Annotated in this window: 26 protein-coding genes; 11 read left to right on the top strand and 15 right to left on the bottom strand. The window is 71.2% G+C overall.

Going from position 1 to position 24632, the window contains the following annotated elements; translation table 11 throughout:
* Nucleotides 1-12: 12 nt before the first annotated feature.
* Both ACQEVJ_RS33405 and ACQEVJ_RS33410 read left to right on the top strand, forming a co-directional pair.
* A complete protein-coding gene (locus ACQEVJ_RS33405; protein ID WP_433108040.1) occupies nt 13-3252 on the top strand; it encodes a BTAD domain-containing putative transcriptional regulator in 3240 nt (1079 codons plus the stop codon).
* A 31-nt stretch (nt 3253-3283) separates the two neighbouring features.
* Entirely contained in the window at nt 3284-4816 is a 1533-nt protein-coding gene (locus ACQEVJ_RS33410) for a DHA2 family efflux MFS transporter permease subunit (protein WP_433108042.1), read from the top strand.
* A gap of 7 nt (nt 4817-4823) precedes the next feature.
* Here ACQEVJ_RS33410 and ACQEVJ_RS33415 read toward each other — a convergent pair whose 3' ends face one another.
* The 4 genes from ACQEVJ_RS33415 to ACQEVJ_RS33430 form a co-directional block, all read right to left on the bottom strand.
* The gene (locus ACQEVJ_RS33415; RefSeq protein ID WP_433108044.1) at nt 4824-5321 is read right to left on the bottom strand and encodes a DUF402 domain-containing protein; all 498 of its coding nucleotides are present in this window, start codon (nt 5319-5321) and stop codon (nt 4824-4826) included.
* A 49-nt stretch (nt 5322-5370) separates the two neighbouring features.
* Entirely contained in the window at nt 5371-7056 is a 1686-nt protein-coding gene (locus ACQEVJ_RS33420; RefSeq protein WP_433108046.1) for a ribonuclease J, read from the bottom strand.
* A gap of 101 nt (nt 7057-7157) precedes the next feature.
* Nucleotides 7158-8072 (bottom strand): 4-hydroxy-tetrahydrodipicolinate synthase, encoded by a 915-nt coding sequence (gene dapA, locus ACQEVJ_RS33425; RefSeq protein WP_433108048.1) that lies wholly within the window; start codon nt 8070-8072, stop codon nt 7158-7160.
* Nucleotides 8073-8336: 264 nt separating this feature from the next.
* A complete protein-coding gene (locus tag ACQEVJ_RS33430; protein WP_433108050.1) occupies nt 8337-8549 on the bottom strand; it encodes a hypothetical protein in 213 nt (70 codons plus the stop codon).
* A 221-nt stretch (nt 8550-8770) separates the two neighbouring features.
* Here ACQEVJ_RS33430 and ACQEVJ_RS33435 point away from each other — a divergent pair, with 221 nt between their 5' ends.
* The 5 genes from ACQEVJ_RS33435 to ACQEVJ_RS33455 all read left to right on the top strand — a co-directional run bounded on the left by ACQEVJ_RS33435 (nt 8771) and on the right by ACQEVJ_RS33455 (nt 11648).
* Complete coding sequence (locus tag ACQEVJ_RS33435; RefSeq protein ID WP_433108052.1) at nt 8771-9508, top strand: GntR family transcriptional regulator; 738 nt, start codon at nt 8771-8773, stop codon at nt 9506-9508.
* A gap of 52 nt (nt 9509-9560) precedes the next feature.
* A complete protein-coding gene (locus ACQEVJ_RS33440) occupies nt 9561-10223 on the top strand; it encodes a JAB domain-containing protein (RefSeq protein WP_433108054.1) in 663 nt (220 codons plus the stop codon).
* A gap of 87 nt (nt 10224-10310) precedes the next feature.
* Complete coding sequence (locus ACQEVJ_RS33445; protein WP_433108057.1) at nt 10311-10817, top strand: GntR family transcriptional regulator; 507 nt, start codon at nt 10311-10313, stop codon at nt 10815-10817.
* A gap of 56 nt (nt 10818-10873) precedes the next feature.
* A complete protein-coding gene (locus tag ACQEVJ_RS33450; protein WP_433108059.1) occupies nt 10874-11245 on the top strand; it encodes a GntR family transcriptional regulator in 372 nt (123 codons plus the stop codon).
* Nucleotides 11246-11483: 238 nt separating this feature from the next.
* On the top strand, nt 11484-11648 hold the full coding sequence (locus ACQEVJ_RS33455) for a hypothetical protein (protein ID WP_433108061.1): 165 nt from the start codon (nt 11484-11486) through the stop codon (nt 11646-11648).
* Between the two features lie 232 nt (nt 11649-11880).
* Here the strand turns inward: ACQEVJ_RS33455 and ACQEVJ_RS33460 are convergent, their stop codons facing one another.
* From ACQEVJ_RS33460 to ACQEVJ_RS33470, 3 genes are all read right to left on the bottom strand, one after another.
* On the bottom strand, nt 11881-13143 hold the full coding sequence (locus ACQEVJ_RS33460) for a serine hydrolase domain-containing protein (protein ID WP_433108063.1): 1263 nt from the start codon (nt 13141-13143) through the stop codon (nt 11881-11883).
* Nucleotides 13144-13318: 175 nt separating this feature from the next.
* The gene (locus tag ACQEVJ_RS33465) at nt 13319-13939 is read right to left on the bottom strand and encodes a DJ-1/PfpI family protein (protein WP_433108065.1); all 621 of its coding nucleotides are present in this window, start codon (nt 13937-13939) and stop codon (nt 13319-13321) included.
* On the bottom strand, nt 13936-14910 hold the full coding sequence (locus ACQEVJ_RS33470) for a GlxA family transcriptional regulator (protein ID WP_433108067.1): 975 nt from the start codon (nt 14908-14910) through the stop codon (nt 13936-13938). Before ACQEVJ_RS33470 ends, ACQEVJ_RS33465 begins: the two co-directional genes overlap by 4 nt.
* A gap of 158 nt (nt 14911-15068) precedes the next feature.
* On the opposite strand from ACQEVJ_RS33470, the gene ACQEVJ_RS33475 reads away from it, so the two are divergent.
* Entirely contained in the window at nt 15069-15506 is a 438-nt protein-coding gene (locus ACQEVJ_RS33475) for an ester cyclase (protein ID WP_433108069.1), read from the top strand.
* Here the strand turns inward: ACQEVJ_RS33475 and ACQEVJ_RS33480 are convergent.
* From ACQEVJ_RS33480 to ACQEVJ_RS33505, 6 genes are all read right to left on the bottom strand, one after another.
* Complete coding sequence (locus tag ACQEVJ_RS33480; protein WP_433108071.1) at nt 15424-15606, bottom strand: VOC family protein; 183 nt, start codon at nt 15604-15606, stop codon at nt 15424-15426. The two genes, ACQEVJ_RS33475 and ACQEVJ_RS33480, sit on opposite strands and share 83 nt — an antisense overlap.
* A 30-nt stretch (nt 15607-15636) precedes the next feature.
* Complete coding sequence (locus tag ACQEVJ_RS33485) at nt 15637-15828, bottom strand: hypothetical protein (protein WP_433113123.1); 192 nt, start codon at nt 15826-15828, stop codon at nt 15637-15639.
* Nucleotides 15829-15843: 15 nt separating this feature from the next.
* Nucleotides 15844-16209 (bottom strand): ClpX C4-type zinc finger protein, encoded by a 366-nt coding sequence (locus tag ACQEVJ_RS33490; RefSeq protein ID WP_433108073.1) that lies wholly within the window; start codon nt 16207-16209, stop codon nt 15844-15846.
* Nucleotides 16210-16337: 128 nt separating this feature from the next.
* Complete coding sequence (locus tag ACQEVJ_RS33495; RefSeq protein WP_433108075.1) at nt 16338-17780, bottom strand: MFS transporter; 1443 nt, start codon at nt 17778-17780, stop codon at nt 16338-16340.
* Between the two features lie 77 nt (nt 17781-17857).
* Nucleotides 17858-18343, bottom strand: coding sequence for a MarR family winged helix-turn-helix transcriptional regulator (locus tag ACQEVJ_RS33500; protein ID WP_433108077.1), 486 nt, complete (start codon nt 18341-18343; stop codon nt 17858-17860).
* Between the two features lie 53 nt (nt 18344-18396).
* The gene (locus ACQEVJ_RS33505; protein ID WP_433108079.1) at nt 18397-19263 is read right to left on the bottom strand and encodes a 4-hydroxy-tetrahydrodipicolinate synthase family protein; all 867 of its coding nucleotides are present in this window, start codon (nt 19261-19263) and stop codon (nt 18397-18399) included.
* A 103-nt stretch (nt 19264-19366) separates the two neighbouring features.
* Here ACQEVJ_RS33505 and ACQEVJ_RS33510 point away from each other — a divergent pair, with 103 nt between their 5' ends.
* Complete coding sequence (locus tag ACQEVJ_RS33510) at nt 19367-20299, top strand: LysR family transcriptional regulator (protein WP_433108081.1); 933 nt, start codon at nt 19367-19369, stop codon at nt 20297-20299.
* On the opposite strand, the gene ACQEVJ_RS33515 is transcribed toward ACQEVJ_RS33510, so the two are convergent.
* Nucleotides 20283-21305, bottom strand: coding sequence for a hypothetical protein (locus ACQEVJ_RS33515; RefSeq protein WP_433108083.1), 1023 nt, complete (start codon nt 21303-21305; stop codon nt 20283-20285). The genes ACQEVJ_RS33510 and ACQEVJ_RS33515 overlap by 17 nt on opposite strands.
* Nucleotides 21306-21400: 95 nt before the next feature.
* Nucleotides 21401-22354, bottom strand: a complete 954-nt coding sequence (locus ACQEVJ_RS33520; protein ID WP_433108085.1) for a DMT family transporter — start codon at nt 22352-22354, stop codon at nt 21401-21403.
* Here ACQEVJ_RS33520 and ACQEVJ_RS33525 point away from each other — a divergent pair.
* A complete protein-coding gene (locus tag ACQEVJ_RS33525; protein ID WP_433108087.1) occupies nt 22353-23753 on the top strand; it encodes a PLP-dependent aminotransferase family protein in 1401 nt (466 codons plus the stop codon). The genes ACQEVJ_RS33520 and ACQEVJ_RS33525 overlap by 2 nt on opposite strands.
* A gap of 86 nt (nt 23754-23839) precedes the next feature.
* Nucleotides 23840-24628 carry a hypothetical protein gene (locus ACQEVJ_RS33530; RefSeq protein ID WP_433108089.1) on the top strand — a complete coding sequence of 263 codons (789 nt, stop codon included), beginning with the start codon at nt 23840-23842 and terminating at the stop codon, nt 24626-24628.
* Nucleotides 24629-24632: the final 4 nt, after the last annotated feature.

A 24632-nucleotide genomic window follows, 5' to 3' on the forward strand; every position in this document is an offset into this window, starting at 1 on the left:
ACAATCATGGGCATGCGGTTCGGCATTCTCGGCCCGACGGAGGCACGACCCGACGGCGACCGCCCGGTCCCCGTCGGCGGGCCGGGGCTGCGGGCGCTGCTCGGCCTGCTGCTCCTCAACGCGGGGCGGGTCGTCACCACCGACCGCCTGATCGACGGCCTGTACGGTGCCGAGCCCCCGTCCGGGGCGACCAACGCGCTGCAGGCCCAGGTGTCGCGGCTGCGCCAGCACCTCGGCGACCTGGTCGTGCGGGAACCGGCCGGCTACCGGCTGGCGGTGGATCCGGACGACGTGGACGCCTCGCGCTTCGAACGGCTGGCGGCCGAGGGGCGGCGGGCGCTCGACGCGGGCGACCCCGCCCGGGCCGCCGGCCTGCTCGACCAGGCCCTCGCGCTCTGGCGCGGCCCGGCGCTCGCGGACGTGCCCGACGCACCGTTCGCGCCCGCCCAGGCGACCAGGCTGGAGGAGCTGCGCCTGTCTGCGGCCGAGGACCTCGCCGAGGCGGGCCTCACCCTCGGACGGCACCGCGACCTGCTGCCCGAGCTGCAGGAACGGGCCGCCGCGCACCCGCTGCGGGAGCGCTCGCGCGGGCAGCTCATGCGCGCTCTGTACGCGGCGGGCCGCCCGGCGGAAGCGCTGGCCGCCTACGACGACGCCCGGCGGGTCCTCGCCGACGAGCTAGGCGCCGACCCCTCGGCCGAACTGTCGGCGATCCACCTCGCGGTGCTGCGCTCCGATCCGGCCCTCGCTCCCGCCTCCGCCGCGCCCGGCGGGCGGCCGGTCCCGCTCACCTCGCTCGTGGGTCGCACCGCCGAGCTGGAGCGCATCGGCGCGCTGCTCGCCGAGGCGCGGCTGGTGACGCTCACCGGCCCGGGCGGCACCGGGAAGACCCGGCTGGCGATCGAGGCCGCCAACCGGTGGCCGGGCGAGGTCTGCCTCGTGGAACTGGCCCCGCTCACCGACGGCGCCGACGTGCCGCAGGCCGTGCTCGGCGCGCTCGGGCTGCGCGAGACCGCCGTGGCCATCCCCACTCCCGGGACTCGGCACGGCACCGCCGATCCCGTCGCCCGCCTGGTGGCCGCCCTGACCCTGCGGCCGGTGCTGCTGGTGCTCGACAACTGCGAGCACGTCGTGGAGGATGCGGCCTGGCTCGCCGACCGGCTGCTCGCGGCGTGCCCCGCCCTGCGCGTGCTGGCCACCGGCCGGGAGGCGCTCGGCATCACCGGCGAGCGCCTGTGCCCGGTTCCCCCACTGCGGGTCCCGCCGCCCGGCAGCGAGCCCGCCGTCGAGGACGCGCTCGCCTATCCGGCCGTGCGGCTGTTCGTCGAGCGGGCGGCCGCCGTACGGCCCGGCTTCGTCCTCGCGCCCGGCGACGTCGAGCACGTGCTGCGGATCTGCCGGGCGCTGGACGGGCTGCCGCTCGCCGTCGAACTGGCCGCCGCGCGGCTGCGCTCGCTGCCCCTGGCCCGGATCGCCGCGCGTCTCGGAACCGATGACGGTACAGCTGACATGGGCCCGGAGGGCGACGCCCCCCGCTTCGCGCTGCTGTCGCGCGGCAGCCGTACGGCGCAGCCGCGCCACCGGACGCTGCGCGCGGTCGTCGAGTGGAGCTGGGACCTGCTCGACGAGCCGGAACGCGCGCTCGCGCGGCGGCTGACGGTTTTCGCGGGCGGCGCGACGCTGGAGGCGGCCGAGCGGGTGTGCGGCGTGCCCGACACCGACGGCGTGCTCGCCTCCCTGGTGGACAAGTCCCTCGTCGAGGTGGTGGACGACCGCTACCGGATGCTGGAGACGATCCGGGCGTTCTGCGCCGAACGGCTGGCCGAGGCGGGCGAGGGCGAGCGCATGCGGGCGGCCCACCTCGCGTACTTCCTGGACCTGGCCGCCGCGGCCGACCCGCACCTGCGCGGCCCCCGCCAGATCGAGTGGCTGCGCCGGCTGGACGACGAGCACGAGAATCTCACCGCCGCCCTGCGCCGGGCCGCCCGCGCAGGCGACGCGGAGGGCGGGCTGCGGCTGCTGTCGGCCACGACCGGCTACTGGATCCTGCGCGGCCTGCGTGGGGAGGCGGCCCGGCCGGCCGCCGAACTGCTCGGGATCGGCTCCGCGCCGCCCGAGGGGCTGGAAGAGGAGTACATCGTGTGCGCCTGCCTCGTAGGCTATGGCGGAATGAGCGGCCCCGGCCTGGACACCCGCGTGGCCGAGGCCGCCCGGCGGACCTACACCCTGCCCATGCCGCCCCGGCAGCCGTTCCTCCTCGTTCTGCACGCCTTGATCAACGGCCCGCCCCCGCGGGAGGAGTTCCACGACATGGGGGGCCTGTTCGACGCGCTCAAGCGCGACCCGTGGACGCGGACGCTCAGCCGCTTCAGCCTCTCGTACCTGAAGATGTTCGACGGCCGGCTCGCGGAGGCGGAACAGGAGCTCGCCGAAGCGCTCCGAGAGGCCCGTTCCATCGGCGACCTGTGGGTCCTGGTGATCATCCTGTCCGCGGTGGCGGACGTCGCCGACCGGCGGGGAGACCACGAACAGGTCGAGGCGCTGGTGAACGAGGCGCTTGAGCTGGCCGAGCGGCTCGGCGCGACGTCGGACGTCGCGGAGACCCTCTGCCGGCGCGCCTGGGCACGGATGCGCTCCGGACGCGTGGACGCCGCGAAAGACGACTACGACCGCGCCGCCGCGCTGTCCCGCCGCACGGGCGCCCCGGAGGTGCTCGCCGCGGCGCTCCTCGGGCTCGGCGAGCTCGCCAGGCTGGACGGCGACATGGCCGGGGCCCGGCGCCGGTACGAGGCGGCCCTGGCGGAGTGCACGACCGCGTGGTTCAACGTCGAGGAGACGCGCTCGCGCGTCTACCTCGCGCTCGGCTGGGCCGCGCAGAACTCCGAGTCGGCCGGCGAGGCGCTGGCGTGGCACCGCCGCGCCCTCACCACCATGCCCGGCACCCGCCGCAGCTTCGGGATGACCGCCGCGGTCGCGGAGGGAGTCGCCGGCGTCGCGCTGCTGGAGGGGGATCCCGGGCGGTCCGCGTGGCTGCTGGGCGTGGGCGCCGCCCTGCGCGGCGCTCCGGCCGCGGGCGACCCGGACGTCGCCCGGGTCGAGGCGCGTTCCCGGGCCGCCCTCGGCGGCGACGCGTTCGACCGGGCGTACGGCCAGGGCAGGGCGTACGCGCGCGAGCGGATGGCGATCACCGCGGACACGGACGCGGCGGCGCTGACCATCGTCGAAGGGCACCTGTCAGCGCTCGGTGGATGATCCGTCAGCGTACGGGCGCACGCTGGCGGCCATGAACGACACCTCCCGCAAGTGGGGCACGCTGGTCATCGCCTGCCTGGCCGTGCTCCTGCTGTCCATCGACCTCACCGTGCTGCACCTCGCCCTTCCGAAACTGGGTGAGGACCTGGCGCCCACCGCCACCCAGTTGCTGTGGATCGCCGACATCTACGGCTTCGCGCTGGCCGCGCTGCTCATCACCATGGGCAACCTCGGCGACCGGATCGGGCGCAGGCGCCTGCTGCTCATCGGCCTGGCCGCCTTCGGCGCGACCTCGCTGCTGACGGCGTACGCGCCGAACGCCCCGCTGTTGATCGCCGCCCGCGCCCTGCTCGGGGTGGCCGGCGCGACGATCATGCCTTCGACGTTGTCGCTGGTCCGCAACGTGTTCCCCGACCCGAAGGAGCGGACCACGGCCGTCGGCATATGGAGCAGCGTCTCCGCCGTGGGGTTCGCCCTCGGGCCCATCGTCGGCGGCCTGCTGCTCGACCACTTCTGGTGGGGCTCGGTGTTCCTGATCAACGTGCCCGTCGTCGTGGTGGTCCTGGCCGCCGGGCTCGTCGTGCTGCCCGAGTCGCGCAACCCCCGTCCCGGCAGGCTCGACCTCGTCAGCGTCCCGCTGTCCGCCGTGGGCGTGCTCGGCCTGATCTACGCGATGAAGGAGGCCGCGACCGGCGGTGTCGCGCAGGTTCCCGTGATCGTCGCGGCGGTGATCGGGATCGCCGCGCTGGTCGTGTTCGTCCGCCGGCAGACCCGGCTGGCCGAGCCCCTGATCGATGTGGCGTTGTTCCGGCGGCGCGCGTTCGCGGCCACGGTCGGCGCCCAACTGGTCGCGATCTTCGCGATGCTCGCCATGTCGGTGGTCTTCGCTCAGTATTTCCAGCTCGTCATGGGCTGGTCGCCGCTGACCGCCGGGCTCGCCGGCATGCCCGGCGGCCTCGCCGGAGGCGTCGGCGGCGCGCTGTCGGGGGTGCTCGTGCACCGGTGGGGACGCGGGCCGGTCGTCAGCCTCGGGCTGGTGCTGACCGCGATCGGGTTCATCCTGTTCAGCCGGATCGACACCGAGACGCCCTACCTCTACATGCTCGTCGCCATGCTCATCCAGGGCGTCGGCATGGGCTTCACGTTCGCGGTGACCGGCGACACGCTGCTCGCCTCGGTGCCCAAGGAGCGGGCCGGCGCGGCGAGCGCGATCTCGGAGACCGCCCAGGAGATGGGCGGCGCGCTCGGCATCGCCGTGCTCGGCACCGTGCTGACCAGCGCCTACCGGAACGGCCTGGCGCTGCCGCCCGGCCTGCCCGAGGGCGCGGCGGCCGAGGCCCGCGACACACTGGCGGGCGCGCTGAAGGCCGCCGCCGCGCTCCCGGGCGACGCCGCGGGGGCCGTCGCCCAGGCCGCACGGCAGGCGTTCGTCGAGGGAATCCACGTCACCGTGCTGACCGGCGCGGCCATCCTGCTCGTGCTCGCGGTCGCCGCGCCGTTCGCGCTGCGCGGCGTGCCCAAGGTGATCCCTGAGACCGTGGACGAGCCGGCCCCGGTCAGGTGATCCCGGGTCAAGTGACCTGGGACAGCCAACGGTCGTGGGCGCCGCCGAAGGGGCCGGTACGCGCGCCCACGGCCTCCATCAGCCAGGCGGCCGACCGCTCCGCCTGCCGGATGATCTCCTCCGGGTACGCGTACCGCACCTGGTGCTCGGCGAACTCGTCCTCGTCGTCCAGGATCAGCCGCCCGTCGCGCATCCGGAGCACGTCGAGATCGAGGTCGACCATCGTGATCCGGCCGTCCGCCCGGACCGGCACGGTAGTGATGTCGCAGTAGATCTCCGCCTTGTGCGGCGGCGCGTTGAACGCCGCCGTCCACCACGCGTCGCGGGGAAACAGGATGACGGACGCGAACTCGAAGACCGTGGGGCGCTCGTGCCCCCGCTGGGCGATCATCCCGGAGGGACAGCCGACCCAGACTCCGTGCTCGTCCTCGCCCAGCACGCGCGCGTGGTGGTGCCAGTGCAGCGATCCGCCGTACTTGCGGTAGATGATCCTCACCTCGGACACGGGCGGGACGCTACGCCACGCCCGTCTCCGAGTACAACGGGATTGTTCCCTAGACCTCGACGACCACCGGGATGATCATCGGGCGGCGGCGGTAGGTGTCGCTCACCCAGCGGCCCACCGTACGCCGGATGGTCCGGCGGATCTGCATCTCGTCGGCCACTCCAGACGCGGCGACCTCCTGCAGCGCGGCCTCGATCTGCGGGACGACCGCGTCGAAGGCGTCGGGGTCGATGCCCGAGCCGCGCGCGGTGATCTCCGGCCCGCCGGTGAGCTTCCCGGTGGTGGAGTCCACGACGACGACGACGGAGATGAACCCCTCGTCGCCCAGGATGCGCCGGTCCTTGAGCGCCACGTCGGTGATGTCGCCCACCGAGGTGCCGTCCACGAAGACGTACCCGCACGGGACCGCACCGGTGATCCTCGCCTGGCCGTCGACGAGGTCCACGACCACGCCGTCCTCGGCGATCACGATGTTCTCCCCGGGCACGCCGGTCAGCTCGGCCAGCCGTGCGTGCGCCCGCAGGTGCCGCCACTCCCCGTGCACGGGCATGAAGTTGGACGGCTTGGTGAGGTTGAGCACGTACAGCAGCTCGCCCGCGGCGGCGTGGCCGGAAACGTGCACCCGCGCGTTGCCCTTGTGGACCACCCGCGCGCCCCAGCGGTTGAGGCCGTTGATGACCTTGCTGACCGCCGTCTCGTTGCCCGGCACGAGCGACGAGGCGAGCAGGACGGTGTCGCCCTCGGCGATCCTGATCGGGTGGTCGCGGTTGGCCATGCGCGACAGCGCCGCCATCGGCTCGCCCTGGGAGCCGGTGCAGATCAGCACCACGTCCTCCGGCGGCCACTCCTCGATCTCCCGGGAGTCCACGAGCAGGCCCCCGGGCACCTTCAGGTAGCCGAGTTCGCGCGCCACGCCCATGTTGCGGACCATCGACCTGCCGATGAGCGCGACCTTGCGGCCGTGCTTCTCGGCCGCGTCCATGATCTGCTGGACGCGGTGGATGTGCGAGGCGAAGCTCGCCACGATGATCCGCTTGGTCGCGGCGCGGAAGACCTCGTCGATGACCGGCGCGATCTCCCGCTCGCTGGTGACGAAGCCCGGCACCTCCGAGTTGGTGGAGTCGGACATCAGCAGGTCGACGCCCTCGCCCCCGAGCCGGGCGAACGCCCCGAGGTCGGTCAGCCGCCCGTCCAGCGGAAGCTGGTCCATCTTGAAGTCGCCGGTGTGCAGGACGAGGCCCGCCGGGGTGCGGACCGCCACGGCCAGCGCGTCGGGGATCGAGTGGTTGACCGAGACGAACTCGCACTCGAACGGCCCGAACGAGCGCCGCTCGCCCTCGATCACCTCGACCTTGACCGGCTGCATCCGGTGCTCGGTCAGCTTGCTCTCGATGAGCCCGAGCGTCAGCCGCGAGCCGACGATCGGGATGTCGCGCCGCTCCCGCAGCAGGTACGGCACCGCACCGATGTGGTCCTCGTGGGCGTGCGTGAGCACGAGCGCCTCGATGTCGTCGAGCCGCCCCCGTATGTAGTCGAAGTCGGGCAGGATGAGATCCACGCCCGGCTGGTCCGGCTCGGGGAACAGCACGCCGCAGTCCACCACGAGGAGGCGGCCGTCGTACTCGAAGACCGCCATGTTGCGGCCGATCTCGCCGAGGCCGCCCAGCGCGACGATGCGCAGGCCGTTCTCCGGCAGCGGCGGAGGTGGCCCGAGTTCGGGATGCGGGTGACTCATTCCGCGCCCTCCGCCCCGCACCGCTCGCCGTGCGCGCTCACGCGCGGTTCCCTATCTTCGTTTTCTCTGATCAAGTCGCTCATTCGGCTCCATCTGCTGATCTAATCCACAAGCTTGAGGCCCCCTGTGATGAGGTCCTCCCGAAGCGCTGTGACCTGCGCCTCCGTGGCGTCCACGAGCGGCGGCCTGACGTACCCCGCGTCCTGGCCCACCAGCTTCAACGCCGCCTTGACCATGATCGCCCCCTGCGTGCGCGTCATGATCGCCGAAACCACCGGAAGAAGCTGACGGTGGACGGCCAGTGCGTTCTCGACGTCACCGGACCGGTAGGAGTCGGCCATCGAGGCCAGCTCGGCGCCCACCACGTGGCTCACCACGCTGACGTACCCCGCCGCGCCGACCGAGAGCCACGGCAGGTTCAGCAGGTCGTCGCCGGAGTAGAACACGAGGTCGGTGGAGGCCATCACCTGCGAGCCCGCGAACAGGTCGCCCTTGGCGTCCTTGACCGCGGCGATGCGCGGGTGCTCGGCCAGCCGGAACAGGGTCTCGGTCGTGATGGGCACCCCGGCGCGGCCGGGGATGTCGTACAGCATCACCGGAAGGCCGGTCGCGTCCGCGACGGCCGTGAAGTGCCGGAGCAGGCCCTCCTGCGGCGGTTTGTTGTAGTAGGGGGTCACCACCAGGAGACCGTGCGCACCCGCGCGTTCGGCGGCCTCGGCCAGCTCGACACTGTGCCGCGTGTCGTTGCTGCCGGCGCCGGCCACGACGGTGGCCCGGTCGCCCACGGCCTCGACGACCGCACGGAGGATGCGGTCCTTCTCCTCGTCGGAGGTGGTGGGAGACTCCCCCGTGGTGCCGCTGACGACCAGGCCGTCGTTGCGCTGCTCGTCCACCAGATAGGCGGCGAGCCGCTGGACGCCCTCGTAGTCGACGGTGCCGTCCGAGGTGAACGGCGTGACCATAGCGGTCAGCGTGCGGCCGAAGGGGGCGTCGGAAGTTCCGGTAGGCGATGCCATAGACCGAACGGTACCCGGATCCGCAGGAGTGATGGACCTCGCCACCCCGTTATGTCCAGTAGCGCCCGTGGGACCGCCGGCAGCGGAAGAGGCCGCCGATATGTGCTCGGGGGTACACACATCAGCGACCTCTAACCGGGAATCGCCGCTCCTTACGCGGACGTTACACGCCGCTGGCGAAATTTTTCCGGAAGGCCGCGAACGGCAGCTTCTGCGCCTCCTGGCACCCCGTCACCCAGCGAACCGGCAGCCGGGCGACCTTGATCAGTGGACCTCCCCGGAGAGGAGCCGCACCCACAGCTCCTCCATCCGCGCGGCGACGAGCCGCTCGGTCTCACGGATCTCCACCTTCTTGCCCCGTTTCGTCCGCCGGATGAACAACAGTCCGCCCGCCGAGCACAGCTCGTAGATCGTCGCCTTGCACTCACACGTGTGGCGGCGCACCCGTACGCGGTCGCTGCGGTTGGTGGGCTTCACCCAGTTGATCCTCTTGTGCCCGTCCCTGGGAGGGCTGGCATGGATGCCGTGATAGGGCGGCGGGAGGGGAATATCAGCACCTGGCCGCTTAGCGGCACAATCACCCATTAGCAGCCCTTTCACCAGGCAAAGTTGGAGTCACAGGCCATCTCCGTCACTCTCGGTCGCCCGGCGAATACGCCAAGATTTGGAAGACCCGTCACCCCCTCAGGGATGGATTGATGGCAAACTCTGATCCGGTCTACCTGCGCGTAGTCGAGGACATTCGCCGCCAGATCGTCGACGGCACGCTCCCCCCGGGCGCACCGATCCCCTCGCGGCACCAGATCACCCGGAAGTACAGCGTCGGAGAGACGGCCGCCCGCCACGCACTGCGCGTGCTCGCCCAGGAGGGCCTCATCCTCGGCCGGGTGGGGTCCGGCCATCGGGTGCGGGAGAAACCGATCCTGCTCCCGCTCCACCGCAGCCGTCTTCCCGAACCGCACGCCGCCTTCGCCAGCGACATGCAGGCGGGCGGGCGACAACCCAGCTGGAACTGGCGCAGCGAGCTCGCCGACGCCCCTCCCGACATCGCCCACCGGCTGCGCGTCGGGGAATGCAGCCCGGTGATCAGAACCCGCTACGTCTTCCGCGGGGACGGCCGCCCGGTGCAGTTGCTCACCTCGTACGAACCGGTCGAGCGCGGGCAGAACCAGGGGCCCGAGGAGGGCACGTACGAACGCAGGAGCGCGGCCTTCCGGCTCGCGGCGAGCGGCCTGCCGCTCACCGAGATCAGCGAGACCGTGCTCATCCGTGTCCCCCAGCCGACCGAGAGCGACCTGCTGGAGCTCCCCTCCGGCGTCCAGGTGCTCCAGATCGAGCGCACGTACTGGGCCGGGGAGCGCCCGGTCGAGACCAGCGACGCCGTGGTGCCCGGCGACAGGTTCCGCCTGGTCTACGGCATTCCCAGCCCCCTCTGACTGTCGGTGCCCACTGGTACAACCGATCCGGATCCCCCATCCGGAGGTGCCGATGCGCGTCAAGGACATGCCCCTGGCCGACCAGCCGCGTGAGCGGCTCCTGGCGTCGGGGGCCGCGGCGCTCGCCGACAGGGAGTTGCTCGCCCTGCTGCTCGGCTCGGGCAGCAGGGGCGTGAGCGCCGTCGAACTCGCCTCCCAGGTCATCGCCCACTGCGGCGACCTCGGGGAACTGGCCCGCTCCGAGGCCCATCGGCTGCTCGCCGTCCCCGGCGTGGGCCCCGCCAAGGCCGCCCGCGTGGCGGCCGCGTTCCATCTCGTACGGCGGGCCCAGGCGGAGCCGGAGCGAAGCCGGATCACCTGCTCGGCCGACATCGCTTCGGCTGCCGCTCCCCTGCTGCACGGACAGCCGCGCGAGCGGCTCGTCGTGGTCGTGTGCGACGGCCGCGGCGCCGTGCTGCGCAGAGCCGTGGTCACCGAGGGCGGCAGCGACCACACCCCCGCGCCCGTCCGCGACATCGTCACGACCGTCCTCCTCTCCGGCGGGGCCGCCTTCGGCCTCGCCCACAACCACCCGAGCGGATCGCTCGACCCCAGCCCCGCCGACGTCGAGGTCACGGCCCGCCTCCACGAGGCCGCCGACACCGTCGGCCTCCGCTTCCTCGACCACGTGATCGTCACCGACACCGCCTGGCGCCGGGTTCCATACGACGAGTAGCAGGGCCATTACTATAAGTTCCGTCGTCACAGTAGGTCTAGTTGCTCGTATCTATCGCGGCCTTATGATGTCTTATTTTGTGCGGCGATGTCTGTTTCGGTCTATGGTTTCTCTGTGCTCGACCGAGATGGACCCGTACCTGTCTACAAGCAGATCGCCGACATCCTTCGAGAACGCATCGACACCGGCGAACTGGCACCCGGCAATCCGATGCCGAGCGAGGCGCAACTCGAGGCCGAGTACGGCATAGCGAGGACGACGGCCCGCCGGGTGGCGCGGGAGCTACGCGAGCAGGGTCTCGTCTATACGGTTCAGGGCGAGGGCACCTTCGTCGGCGATCAGGCCGCTCCGCGTGTGCGCCGAAAGAAACCCCTCTATCAGGAGATCGGCGAAGAGATCGCGCAACGCATCCGGCGGCAGGAGTTCAAGCCGAACCGCGCGATCCCCAGCGAGAAAGCACTCATGAAGCACTATGGCGTGGCCAAGGTGACCGTGCGGCAGGCCGTCGGGTTCCTGCGGGACCAGGGCTACGTCTTCACCGTCCCCCATCGCGGCACCTATGTGTCATCTCCGGATAACTGGCCGCAGGACTGATCATGCGATTCGAGAAGACGCGTCGCATCGGGGCGTCCGACTCCTAACGTAGTGGCGTGCTTGACCACGACGGCGACACGCATCTCTACCTTCAGGTGACCGAGATCCTGCGTCGGCGGATTGGAGACCTCTCACCCGGCTCGCCGGTCCCCAGCGAGGCGGCCATTCAGCGCGAGTTCGGCGTGGCGCGGACCACCGCACGCCGGGCCCTGCGGCTGCTTCGGGACGAAGGTCTCGTCTACACGGTCCACGGCCAGGGAACGTTCGCCGGCGGCTCCGGCACAAAAGCCACAGCACCTCGCTCGATCCCTTTTTACCGGCAGATCGCCCAGGAAATCGCAGAGCGAATAAGACAGGGGGATTTGGCACCCCGCCGTTCAGTACCGAGCGAGACGAGCCTGGTGCAGCAATATGGCGTGGCTCGCTAAACCGTGCGACGAGCCATAGCCGTACTTCGAGAGGAAGGCTGGGTCTACACCGTTCCCCAACGCGGCTCCTATGTGTCTCCCCCGGAGAACTGGCCAAAGGATGCACGTCGGCATTACACAGGCGGGGACAGCCGACAGGATCTCGACGGAGAGAGATCGAGTTTTCACCCTTCGTGATCCGCTCGGCGCTCTATGGTGTCACGCATGCCACCCGGTAGCCTCGCGTACCGGGCCGCCCATGGCCCAGATCCCCTTCCGCGGAGCGGGGTCGATGGGAGAACTCGCGACCTCGATCGGACAAACGCTGGGCTGGGTCGTCAACCTGGTCGTGGTCGAGAGCATCATCAGACGGCGCAGCGCGGGCTACGACGGGCCGGTCAGCACGCCGGCGAGCCAGTCGTAGACCACCGAAGACGTCAGGGCGATGTTGCCGAGGCCGCAGTGGCTGTCGGCGCCGTGTTCCGTGGCGAGGCGGTGCCACCTGAGCCCGCAGGCCGGCGCGTGCGGCACGCTGGCGAGGGAGTACAGCTCTTCGCCGTGGCCGTCGACACCCCGGAAATGACGACAGTGGGGCGCGGGGCACCGGAGTCGTTGGCGGCGAAGAGGTAGCCGGGCGGTCGGGGAACCTCACCCGCTCACGGTGCGAAGGCGGCGGTGATGATCTGGTTGACCAGGGCCATGTCGTTGCCTCCGCCTGTGACGGGGTTGAAGCAGTACGCCAGGCGGCGGCGAAGGTCGGAGGTGGTGAACATGCCGTCGGTGTAGCCGTAGGTGCTGCCGGTCTTGCCCCATACGGTCACGCCCGGGCGGCCGTCGCTGCCGGGAATCGTGACACGCATCAAGCCCGCACTGTAGTAAGCCTTGCCATGGCCCGGGTCCTGGTCGGATCCGCCCAGGTACGGTACGCCGGGGACGGCGAGCAGTTCCTTCATCTGGGCCGACGCCAGGAGCCGCCCCCGGAACAAGGCGGTCAGGAAGCGGTCGAGGTCGGCGGTGGTCGAGATCATGCCGCCCGCGCCAGGGTTCTGGTCGGTCACGTCGACCAGCTTGCTCTCTCCGTCGGGTTGGGGGACCGCGAGGTAGCCATGAGCGTGGGGGCCGGGAATGGTGGGGTCGGTCTCGGGAGCGGTGGTGTGCCGCAGGTGCAGCGGGCGCAGGATGCGTCGGATGATCTCCTGCTCGTAGCTGTGTCCGGTGAGCTTCTCGACGAGCATTCCTGCGACGTAGTAGCCGGTGGCTCCGTAGACCTGCATGCTGCCCGGTTCAGTGAAAGGCCGGTCATGACGGACGGCCTTGGCGACCAGCTCGGACAGCGGGTGGTCATCGAAGCGGTGCTGGACGATGGCGTCGGGCGTGGACGGCATGTCGTCGGCTGTCAGCTCGGGCAGGCTGCTGGTGAAGTTCAGCAAGGTGCGAACCGGGATCGGCGGGTAGCCGGCGGGCAGTACGCCCGGAAGGTAGTGCTGGACGGGCTTGTCGAGGTCGACGCGGTGTTCGGCGGCCAGTTGCAACATCACGGTGGCGATGAAGGTCTTGGTGACGCTGCCGAGACGGAAGCGGCCGTCGAGCGGAACCGGCTGCTGCGTGGTGATGTCGGCGACTCCGTAGGTCCCCGTCCACTTCCCGGCGGGTCCGCTGACCCGTGCGAGTACGCCCGTCACTCGGTTGGGTGCGCTGGAGATCGCCTGCTGAAGCGCCTGGGGGTTCAACTTGGGCAATGAGTCGTCGGCACGCCTGATTGTGGCAGCCGGGTGCGTGGCAGGCGTGGCCGACGCGGGCGCGGCCCCACCGATGACCACGGCGGCAGCGGCCGCGAACGACAGCACCGCCCACGTTCGCCTGCGTCGCCGCGACCCGGGGGCAATCGAACGATAGGTGGAAGAAGGCTCAAACGTCATGCGGAACAAGATCGCAGCTCCCCGGCTTGCCCGCCCTCAGGGATCGCCCCGGACTCAGCCCCGAGCTGCCCCTGACCCGACCTCATGGCTGGTCGCGTCGACGCCGCCCGCAAGATCGTCTCGCACACGGATCCCCCGGCGCCCGCCGCAATCTCCGGGTGCCTCCGGTCTCCGATCAGATAAGAGCCATCGCCTTGTCGCTCAGGCCCGCCGGGGCGGTCTTCGGGTTGCCGGCCTCGAAGGGCGGCCGCGGGTCGTACTCGATCGCGAGCTGGACGGCCTGCGCCGTCTCCTCGTCGCGCATCTCGGCCAGCAGGGTCAGGGCCATGTCGATACCGGAGGACACACCCGCCGCCGTCACGACCTTGCCGTCGATCACCACACGCTCGCTGACCGGCTCGGCCCCGAATCCGGCGAGCTGGTCGAGCCATCCCCAGTGGGTCGTCGCCCTGCGGCCCTTCAGCAGCCCCGCCGCGCCCAGCAGGAACGAGCCGCTGCACACCGAGGTGGTCCACCGGGTGCGCTCGTGGGCCCGCGCGATCCAGCCCAGCAGCTCCGAGTCGGACAGCGCCTCGATCGTCCCGGGTCCTCCGGGCACGACGACCACGTCCGGCGCGGGCAGGTCGTCGTACGACGCGGTGGCCGCGAGGCTCAGGCTCCCCCGGTCGTCGAGCACCGGCCCGAGCTCGGCCGCGACGAACGTGACCGTGCAGCCCGGCGCGAAGGCCAGCACCGTGTACGGCCCGACGGCGTCGAGCGCGGTGAACCGGGGATAGAGGGGGATGACGATGTTCATGATCTGCTGCCTTCCTTCGATCGGAACCGGCGGCGGTAGTCGCCGGGTGAGACGCGCCAGTGGCGGCGGAAGACCCGATAGAGGGTCTCGGGAACGCCGAGTCCCGACTCCCTGGCCACCCTGTCCAGGGGGTGGCCGGTGGTCTCCAGCAGCCGCCGGGCGGCGTCGGCCCTGCTGCGTTCGACGTACCTGCCGGGGGAGACCCCGGTCTGCTCGGTGAAGACGCGGGAGAAGTGCCGCTCGCTCATCCCCGCCCGCCGGGCGAGCGCGGGCACGCTCAGGTCCTCGGCCGGGTTGGCGTCGATGAACGCCTGGATCTCGCGGAGCGGCTCGGCGCGCGGGACGGCGGCCCGCATGGGGGCGCTGAACTGGCTCTGCCCGCCCGGACGATGCAGGTACACCACGAGTCCGCGGGCGACGTTCCGGGCGATCCTGTGGCCGTGGTCGTCGGCCACGAGCGCCAGGGCGAGATCCACTCCCGAGCTGACCCCGGCCGAGGTCCAGACGTTCCCGTCGCGGATGTAGATGGGATCGGCGTCCACCTCGACGTCCGGATAGCGGTCGGCCATCTCATCCGCGACCAGCCAGTGGGTGGTCGCGCGCCTGCCGCCCAGCAGCCCGGCCTCCGCAAGGAGGAAGCTGCCGTTGCAGACGGAGGCGACGCGCCCGGCCCCGGCCGCCAGCCGGGCGATGCCCGCGACCAGTTCCCGATCGCGCAGGTGCTCCGGCACCGACAGCCCGCCCACGACCAGCAACGTGTCGATCGGCCCCACGACCTCGCCGAGCGGAGTCTCCGCGAGCGTCGTGATCCCGTTCTGAGCCGGTACGGCCCCCGCGCGCACGGCCGTCACCTCGACCCGGTAGCCGGGCTCCGGCACGAGCAGATTCGCCGTGGTGAAGACGTCGGCAGGCCCGGCGAGGTCGAACATCTGGAAGCCATCGAAGATCACGATGACCACGCGTCGCTGCATGCCTCAATCCTCCCGACCAGGGCTTGATGGCGTCAACGACACAGATATTGCAGATTACGCCACCGGCACGAACACCCCGCGACGAAGCGCTTGTTAGATTTGAAGGAGGTCTCTGCGACGCTGTCGGATATCGGAGCGCTCAGGAGGTGGCCAGGACGATGCCGAGCGCTCGAGAGCTCAAAGACAGGCTCTTCGCCGCGATCAACCGTCACGACCTCTACGACGTGCTGGACTGTTACGCGCCCGACGCCGTGTACGTCAGCCCCACAGGCATCGCGGAGGGCCGTGAGCAGATCGCATGGAGCTACGAGGACCTCTGCAAGGTCTTCCCCGACATTTGCTACACCGCCTGGTACAAGGCCCCCTGCGAGGACCCCGCCTTCACCGAGTACACGATGACCGGCACCCATATGGGCCCGCTCCTGTTGCCGGGCGGCAGGGTGGCAGCAGCGACGGGCCGTCGTATAACGGTCCGGGGCAGCTGTGCCTGCGCGGTCGAGAACGGCAAGATCATCACGGATCGGGACTACTACGACCAACTGGAGCTCTATTCCCAGCTCGGCATCCGCCTCGAACCGCCGCCGGCAGGACCGTGAAGCCGAGGACGTCGCCGTAGAAGGCCAGCGCCTCGTCGGGATCGTCGACGAGCACCACGACGCGGCCGACCGAGGAGAAGAGATTCGCACCCGTGGTCATGGCCGAACCCTAGTTCGCACCGCCGACATTTCAGGGTAGGGCTGAGATGCCGGTGTCCGTCTCCTCGACGAACTCGTACACCTTGTCATCGAGCCCGGCGAAGTCGGACTCCTGGCCGGAGTCCTCGCCCCGGCTGAGGCGGCGCACCACCTCCGCCGGGTCGAGCCCGTGGAAAAAGGCCACGCTGAAGATCACACCCAGGGGCCGTCGCCCTCCGACAATCCACCTGAGCGAGCGTCACTCCTCGCCGGAGAACCTCTCCCAGGCGGACTGCCGGGTCATGCCGAGCGCGGCGCCGATCCTGGCCCAGGTGGCGCCCCGATCACGCGCCCGCTGGACCCAGATCCGCAGGTTGTCCTCGACCTGTGCGCTCACCTCGGCGACACGCGGAAGGAGTTCCAGGATCTGCTCGACGGTCATGCTCTCGGTGTACGAGATCTCCGGAGTCCCGGCGGACTCCGCCGCCAGGATCTCGGCGCAGAGCCCGACACACTGGTTGCAGATGTAGACGCCGGGGCCGGCGATCACCTTGGCCACCTCGGTCTTCGGCTTGGAGCAGAACGAGCAGCGGATGTCCTGTTCCGCCAGAGAAGGAGCCGGCATGTCGCTCTCCAAGGGGATAATGTGTCAGGCTGTTCCTGACGCCCGACCCAAAGGCTAGGACGTCAGGAACAGCCTGACAAGGGATCATCGGGAAAGCGGTGTTTCCCGCACGCCCTCACGTCGTGGAGTCACAGGGCGGGGGCACGCCGTTCGGGCTGGAGCGCCGCCGTCCGCTCCACGTCCGCCCGGGGCCGTCGCAGGACGACGTATGCGGCCACGAGGGCGCTGACCAGCAGGGCGAGGGAGACCGTGAAGGCCAGACGGTAGCCACCGGTCAGCGCGACCGCCTCGCTCGCCCCACTCGCCAGCAGCCCCTCCGTACGGGAGGCGGCCAGCGTGGACAGCAGCGCGACGCCGACGGCCATCCCCACCTGCTGGGTCGTGTTGAAGAACCCCGAGACCAGGCCCGCGTCGTCGGAGCGGGCATCGGACATGCCGAGCGTGGTCAGCGCCGGGAGCACCAGCCCGCCGCCCATGATGAGCACCATCACGGGGAGCAGGTCGGTCACGTAGCGGGCGTCGACCGGGACGCGGGTGAGCCAGGCCATCGCGCCGATCAGGAGCACCAGGCCGCCCAGCAGCACGGCACGCGCACCGAAGCGGGTGCTCAGCCGCGGGGACACGAACAGCGACACCCCCGCGATGGCCAGCGCCGCCGGGAGCATGGCCAGGCCGGTGTCGAGCGCGCCATACCGGAGCACCTGCTGCATGAAGAGCGCGACGACGACCTGGAAGGCGAACATCGCGCCCAGCGCCAGGACCTGCACGAGGTTGGCCCCGGCGACGGCGCGCGAGCGCAGGATCCGCAGCGGCATGAGCGGGGTCCTGGCGGTCGCCTGGCGAACGAGGAACGCACCCAGCAGCACGAGCGACACCGCGCCGAACCACAGGGAGCGCAGGCCGTACCGCTCGATCTGGACCACGGCGTAGATGCCCAGCATGAGACCGGCCGTGACCAGCAGGGCGCCGAAGGCGTCCGCGCCCGCCGACAGGCCGAGCCCCCGATCGGCGGGCAGTGCCCGGAGCGCCAGCACGATCGTGACCGCGCCGATCGGCACGTTGATGAGGAAGATGTAGTTCCAGCCCAGCGCGTCCGTGAGGACTCCGCCGAGCACCGCGCCCAGTGACGCCCCGGCGGCGCCGGTGAAGCTGAAGACACCGATCGCCTTCGCCCGCTCCCCCGCGTCCGTGAAGGTCGTCACCAGGATGCCGAGCACGACCGCCGAGGCCATGGCACTGCCGACGCCCTGGAGGAACCGGGCGCCGATCAGCATCCCCGGCCCGGTGGCCGCTCCGGCCAGCAGGGAGGCGGCGGCGAAGACGGCGTTGCCCGCCAGGAACATGGCCCGGCGGCCGATCAGGTCGCCCAACCGGCCGGCCAGCAGGAGCAGTCCGCCGTACGCGATGAGGTAGGCGTTCACGGTCCAGCTCAGCTCGGCGGGCGCGAAGCCGAGATCCCGCTGGATGGCGGGCATGGCCACGGTCACGATGCTGCCGTCGAGCACCGTCATCAGCATCGTGGCGGACAGCACTCCCAGCACGAGCCAGCGGGATCGGGATATGCGCGACATGGGGTCGCCTCCTGTTCATGAGGAACAGGAAAAACCGTAGCAGATAGTTTTGTTGTAGACGATCCCTTACGGACCCATCAGCCTCGGTGGCGCGCCCTCCGCACCGCCTGCGGCACCTCCACCGGAGTGGCCAGATGCCCCGTGACCAGCCGGTTCAGCGCGCGTACGAGCACCTCCGCCTCCTCCTCCGGCAGCGACCCGAGGGCGGCCCGGTGAACCCCGTCGACGATCTCCTGGCTCCGCTTCGCCACCTCCGCACCCTTCTCCGTGACCGCGACGATCCGGGCGCGCCGGTCGGTGCTGGACGGCCGGCGCTCGGCGAGGCCGGCCTGCTCCAGGGCGTCGAGCGTGACCACCATCGTGGTCTTGTCCATGTCGCCGAGCTCGGCGAGCTGGATCTGGGTACGCTCCTCCTCCAGGGCGTGGACGAGCACGCAGTGCATCCGCGCCGTCAGCCCGATCTCGGCGAGGGCCGCCGCCATCTGCGTTCGCAGCACGTGGCTGGTGTGGTCGAGCAGGAAGGACAGGTCGGGCTCGTTACGCGAGGGTGCCATGGCGGTCATGCACCCAGGCTATCAATTCGTCCGCTTGCGGATTATCTCCAAAGGTCCTGCCCTCAGAGCATCCTCAGGGCCGCCTCGATCGACGCCTGGCTCGCCGGGACGAGCGGGAGCCGTACGGAGGCGGTGGGAATGCGGCCCTGCGCGTGCAGGACGCCCTTCAGGACGGTCGGGTTGGGCTCGGCGAACATGGCCGCCGACATGAGCGACAGCCGGTGACCGAGGGCGCGGGCGTGCTCGACGTCTCCGGCGCGCCACGCCTGGACGAGCTCGGCGAACTCGCCGGTGCACAGGTGGGCGGAGGCGAGGATGCCGCCGGAGGCGCCCAGGGCGAGCAGCGCGGACAGGAACGGGTCGTCCCCGGCGAGCACCGCGAAGTCCTCCGGCGGGTCGGCGAGCAGGGCGACCGTGTCGAGGTCGACGCCGCCGACCGCGTGCTTGACCCCGGCCACCATGGGCAGCTCGCCCAGCCGGCGCAGCGTGGCCACGCCCACCGACTGCCCGGTGCGGTAGGGGATGTTGTAGACGACCAGCGGCACCGGGGTCTGCTCGGCCAGCGCGGTGAAGTGGGCGAGCACGCCGGCCTCGGACGGGCGGACGAACGCCGGAACCGTCACCAGAGCCGCGTCCGCCTCTCCCTTGAGCGCGCGCAGCGCCTCGGCCGTGCTCCGCGTGTCGCTGGACCCCGCGCCGACGGTGAGCGTGGCGCCCCGTTCGCGGCAGACCCGGCCACAGATCTCGATCACCGCACGCCGTTCCTCCTCGGCCAGCGTGGCGACCTCCGCCGTGGTGCCGAGCGCGACGATCCCGGACGCGCCGTCGTCGAGCACGCTGTAAGCCAGGCCCTCGATCGCTTCAAACGCGATCTCGCCGTCCTCGGCGAAGGGGGTGATCAGCGGGACATGGATGCCGGAAAGAGTCATACCGCGATCCTTCCGGCGAGCAACCGTGTAGGTCCAGTTCGCCTTTCTGTCGAAACCATTAAGCTGAGCTGATGCTCGATGTCCGCAGGCTCCGCCTGCTCTGATGCTTGATGTCCGCAGGCTCCGCCTGCTTCGTGAGCTCGCCTACCGGGGCACGATCGCGGCGGTGGCCGAGGCGCTGACGTTCACTCCCTCGGCCGTCTCCCAGCAGCTCGCCGCGCTGGAACGCGAGGCGGGGGTCGCCCTGCTGGAGCGCACCGGACGCCGGGTCGTGCTCACCCCCGCCGGGGTGGCGCTGGTGCGGCACGCCGAGGCCGTGCTCGAACGGCTGGAGCAGGCGGCGGCGGAACTCGCCGCGGCCAGGACCGATCTGTCCGGAACCAACCTGGCCGGGACCCTGCGGATCGGCGCCTTTCCCACGGCGACCCGCGCCATCCTCCCCTCGGCCCTGGCGGCGCTCGCGCAGAGCCACCCGGGCCTGGATCCGATGGTGGACGAGGTCGACCCCGCCGAGGTCGCGCCCCGCCTGCGCGCCGGCGAGCTCGACGTGGCCCTGGTGCACGAGTACGACTTCGTCCCGGCCGAGCCCGATCTCGCCCTGGACGCCGTCCCCCTCCTCGACGAACCCATGTACCTGGCCACCATGCACAACGTCAGCGGAGAGGGGGACGCGGCCACGCTCCTCACCTGCCGGGACGCGCCGTGGATCGCCTCCACCCCGGGCACGCTCTGCCACGCGATGACCGTACGCGCCTGCCAGGCGGCCGGTTTCTCCCCTCGCGTACGCCACCACATCGACGACTTCGCGACGGTCCTCGCGATGGTCGCTGTCGGGCAGGGCGTGGCTCTCGTGCCGGAGCTGGGAGCCGCCGACCCGCCCGAAGGCGTCACGCTGACCGCGCTGTCGATGCGCCGCCGCACCCGCGTCGCCTTCCGCCGGGGCGCCGGCGGTCACCCCGCCGTCGTCGCCCTGATCGCAGCCCTGCGCATCGCGACACCGGGCTTCAGAACACCGGGCTTCAGAACACCGGGATGATGTCCTCCGGGTCGATGACGTCGACCGCCACGCCGTCGATGTCGAGTTCGGGGATCGCGGGGAACTCGATGCCCCATCGCTCGACGATCGCGCGTACGCGGGCCATCGCCACCCGCCAGTTGTCGGCCTGCTCCTCGAACGACAGCACGCCGAGGCCGCCCTCCCGCGCCTGGTCCATCAGCACGCGATGGTTGTGCAGGAAGTACGGCGGGAGCTCCCAGAAGCCCTCGGGCGGCTCCCACAGGATCATCGACAGGAACACGAACCCGGCGCGCAACTGCCGGGTGATCAGGCCGCGTACGTCGTCGGTGAGCCCGGGCCACTCGTTCTCCAGGATCGTCATGCAGATCTGGAGGTGACGCGACTCGTCCCGGCCGATCTTGTGGAACATGTCCGAGAACAGGGGGTGCTCGGTGCCGGAGGCCATCCCGCGGAACAACGTGGAGGCCGCCATCTCCCCCATCATGAAGCTCGTGAACAGCACGGCGAGCGAGTACTTGCCCACGGCCGCGTTGTAGCCGTTCCAGTAGCGCCCACCGTTGTGGTAGAGCCAGCCGATGTTGTTGTGCGCCGCCCGCTCCAGGTCGGTGGAGGGCTGCCAGTCGAGCGGACCGCCGGGCCACAGCCGCGCGATCGAGCGCTGGCAGCACTCCTCGTGGTTCATCTCGTCACGGGTGATCGAGAAGAAGCACTTGCGTACGGGATCCTCCTCGTGCTTCTCGAACGCCTGAATGGTGGCGCGGGCGAAGACGGCCGGGCCGGAGGCGTCGAAGTTGGCCAGCACGGAGAACCAGTACATGATCCCCAGCCGCTGCTCGGCCGTGAACTCCGCGGGGTCGAGCAGGTCCCACGGCAGGTCGGCGGGGTTCCAGACCATGCGCTTGGACTTCTCGTAGATCGCCGCGAGCTTCTCGGTCTCCACCCGCCACTCCATCGGGTAGATGTTGGGCTGCGGAATCTCGGGCGCCGGCCAGAAACCACCCTCAGGAACCACGACGTCCGACATCGCCTCACCATCCCGCGCGATTGTGACCGGCTCGCTTTACGTAACTTCACCTTGTAACACTGACAGCCTCATCCTGCGCCGTACCGTCACATCAATCAAGTGCCCACACCGTCCCGCCGACGGCTGCGTCGTGTCCGGCTGCCTTGGGTGACGGCGACGCACACGAGCACGGCCAGGGCCGCCACGATCGTCGCGGCGCCGATCTCCTCGTCCAGCAGCAGCCAGGCCCACACCAGCGTGAGCAGCGGCTGCGCGAGCTGGATCTGCCCGGCACGGGCGATCCCGCCCATCGCGAGCCCGGCGTACCACGGAATGAACCCGAGGAACATCGACACCAGCCCGACGTACGCGAACCCGGCCAGCGACTCGGCCGAGGGCTCCATGGGCGTGGTGACCGCCAGCACCGCCGTCACCGGCACGGTGAGCGGGGCCGCGAGCACCAGGGCGTACGAGATGACGCGCCAGCCGGGCGTCTCCCGCGCGAGGCGGCCGCCCTCGGTGTAGCCGACGGCGGCCGACAGCAGGGCGAGCACGAGCAGCACGTCCGCACCGGCGAAGCGGCCGGTCCCCCGAGTCAGGGTGAACAGGGTGATCGACAGCGCGCCCGCCGCGCAGGCCACCCAGAACAGGCGCCGCGGCCGCTCCCCCGCCCGCAGCACCGCGAACGCGGCCGTGGCGGCCGGGAGCAGGCCGATGACGACGGCCGAGTGGGCCGTGCTCGCGCCGCCGTCCAGGGCCAGACCGCTGAACAGCGGGAACCCGAGGACCACGCCCAGCGCGATCAACGCGTACGACCGCAGGTGGGCGCGGGGCGGCAGGAGCGGCGCCCCGGCGGCCTTGAGGCAGATCACCGCGGCGAGCGCCGCGACCGCCGCGCGTCCGATCGCGACGAGGTACGGATCGAACCCCCGCATCGCGAACACGGTCCCAGGAAACGACCCAGAGAACGACAGCACGCCCGCGCCCGCCAGGAGGCTGCCCCGCCATGCCAGGCGGCGAGGGGCGTCCGCTATCGGAAGGTGGTCGATAGCGCTATTGTCCGTTTTCATGCACGACGATAGCAGTATCGCCCGTCTCGCCGCGATACTCCGGGACGAGACGGAACGGTCGCGGCCGGGCGAACGGCTGCCGTCCAGCAGGGAGATCATGCGCCGCCACGGCGTGGGCCCGGTGACGGTCTCGCGGGCGATCGCGCAGCTCGCGGCGGAGGGGCGGGTCGTGACCCGCCCTGGGGCGGGCGTGTTCGTGGCCCAGGCCCGGCGGCCGGTCGCGGAGGCGCCCGACCTGTCGTGGCAGACCGTGGCCCTGGGCGACCGGGTGGTGGACGACTCGGCGACGGCGAGCCTGCTGGCCCAGCCCCCCGACGGCGTCGTGCCGCTCACCGGCGGCTATCTCAACCCCGAACTGCGCCCGGTGAAGGCGCTGGCCGCGGCGGCCGCGCGAGCCGTACGCCGCCCGGAGTCGTGGAGCATGCCCCCGTTGAACGGCCTGCCGGAGCTGCGCCGGTGGTTCGCCACGGAGGTCGGCGGCGCGGTGACGCAGAACGACGTGCTCGTGGTGAGCGGCGGGCAGTCGGCGCTCACCCTCGCGTTCCGCGCGCTGGCGGCTCCCGGCTCGCCGATCCTCGTCGAGACCCCCACCTACCCGGGAGCGCTCGCGGCGGCCAAGGCGGCCGGACTGCGGGCGAGCGCGGTGCCGCTCGACCGGGACGGCGTACGGCCCGACCTGCTCGCGGAGGCGTTCGCGATGACGGGGGCGCGGGTGTTCTACTGCCAGCCGACGCTGCACAACCCCACGGGGGCGACGCTGACCCGCGAGCGCAGGGAGCAGGTGCTCGCCGTGGCCCGGGCGGCGGGGGCGTTCGTGATCGAGGACGACTACGCGCGATATCTGGCCACCGGCCCGGTCCCGCCGCCCATGGTGACCATGGACACCCACGGCACGGTGGTCCACGTCCTGTCGCTCAGCAAGATCACCTCGCCCAGCCTGCGGGTGGCGGCCCTGACCGCGCGGGGCCCGGCCGCACACCGCCTGCGGGCCTGCCAGGTGGTGGAGTCGTTCTTCGTCGCCCGGCCCCTTCAGGAGACGGCCCTCGAGTTCGTCGCGTCCACCGCCTGGCGGCGCCACCTCGGCACCGTCCGGCAGGAGATCGGCGTACGGCAGGCCACGCTGCTGGCGGGGCTCGCCCGCCACGCGACCGCCGCCGAGGTGCACCTGGCGCCTCCCGGCGGCCTGCACATCTGGGTACGGCTGCCGCCCGGCACCGACGAGGCGGAGGTGGTCGAGGCGGCGCAGGCGCAGGGCGTGCAGGTGAGCCCGGGGCGCATCTACTACCCCTCCGAACCCCCGGGGCCCCGGCTGCGGCTGACCCACACGGCCGCGACCGGCCTGGCCGAACTGGAAGAGGGCATCCGCCGCCTCGCCCCTGTCCTGTCCCGCTCGATTTAGTCACATCAGCCCCACCAGTGAACCTACGCCCCGGCTGAACCGTCTCTTCTCTGTCGCTCTCAACCCCCCTTCACAGAGGAGACACCATGCGCGTCCGCTCTCTGCTGATCGCGTTATGCGCCGTGCTCGCGTCAGCCGGCCTGCTCGTCGTCCCGTTCGCCGCCGAGGCCGCCTCCGCCGGGACTTCCTCCGCCTCGGCGGGCTGCTACCGCCAGGTCGGGGACCACTGGGAATGCGTCACGCCCGGCGCGTTCTGCCCGGCGGCCGCCCACGGCAGGAGCGGAACCTCGGAGGACGGCGACTCCTACCGCTGTGTGCAGGACGGCTCCTACTGGCGGTGGAAGCCGACCGGCTCCTCCGGCGGCTCGACCCCGAAGCCGACCCCGAAGCCGACGGCCAAGCCGACCCCGAAGCCCACGCCGACCACGAAGCCGGCGGGGTCGAAGTGCTCGCAGAAGTACCTGCCGCTGCCGGACCCGAAGTGCCAGCCGGGAGCCCGTAACCCCGCCGTCACTCAGGCGACGATCAAGTCCACGATCTGCGCGTCCGGCTACAGCAGGAAGGTCGCGCCTCCGGCGAGCTACGCCAACGCGCTGCGCGTCACGCAGATCGCCCAGTACGGCTACGCGGACAGGAAGCCCTCGCACTACAAGGAGGACCACCTCATCCCGCTGTCCCTGGGCGGGTCGCCGAAGAGCGTGAAGAACCTGTGGCCCCAGCCGGTTCTGGCGGGCAAGGGGAAGACCCCGGCCGACAAGGACGCGGTCGAGCTCACCCTCTGGAGGGCCGTGTGCCACGGCGAGGTGCCGCTCGCCAAGGCACAGCAGGCGATCGCCAAGAACTGGCGGACCGCGGTGGGGCGGCTCGGTCTCTAGCCGC

The sequence above is a fragment of the Microbispora sp. CA-102843 genome (assembly GCF_050936215.1).
Classification (GTDB): Bacteria; Actinomycetota; Actinomycetes; order Streptosporangiales; family Streptosporangiaceae; genus Microbispora.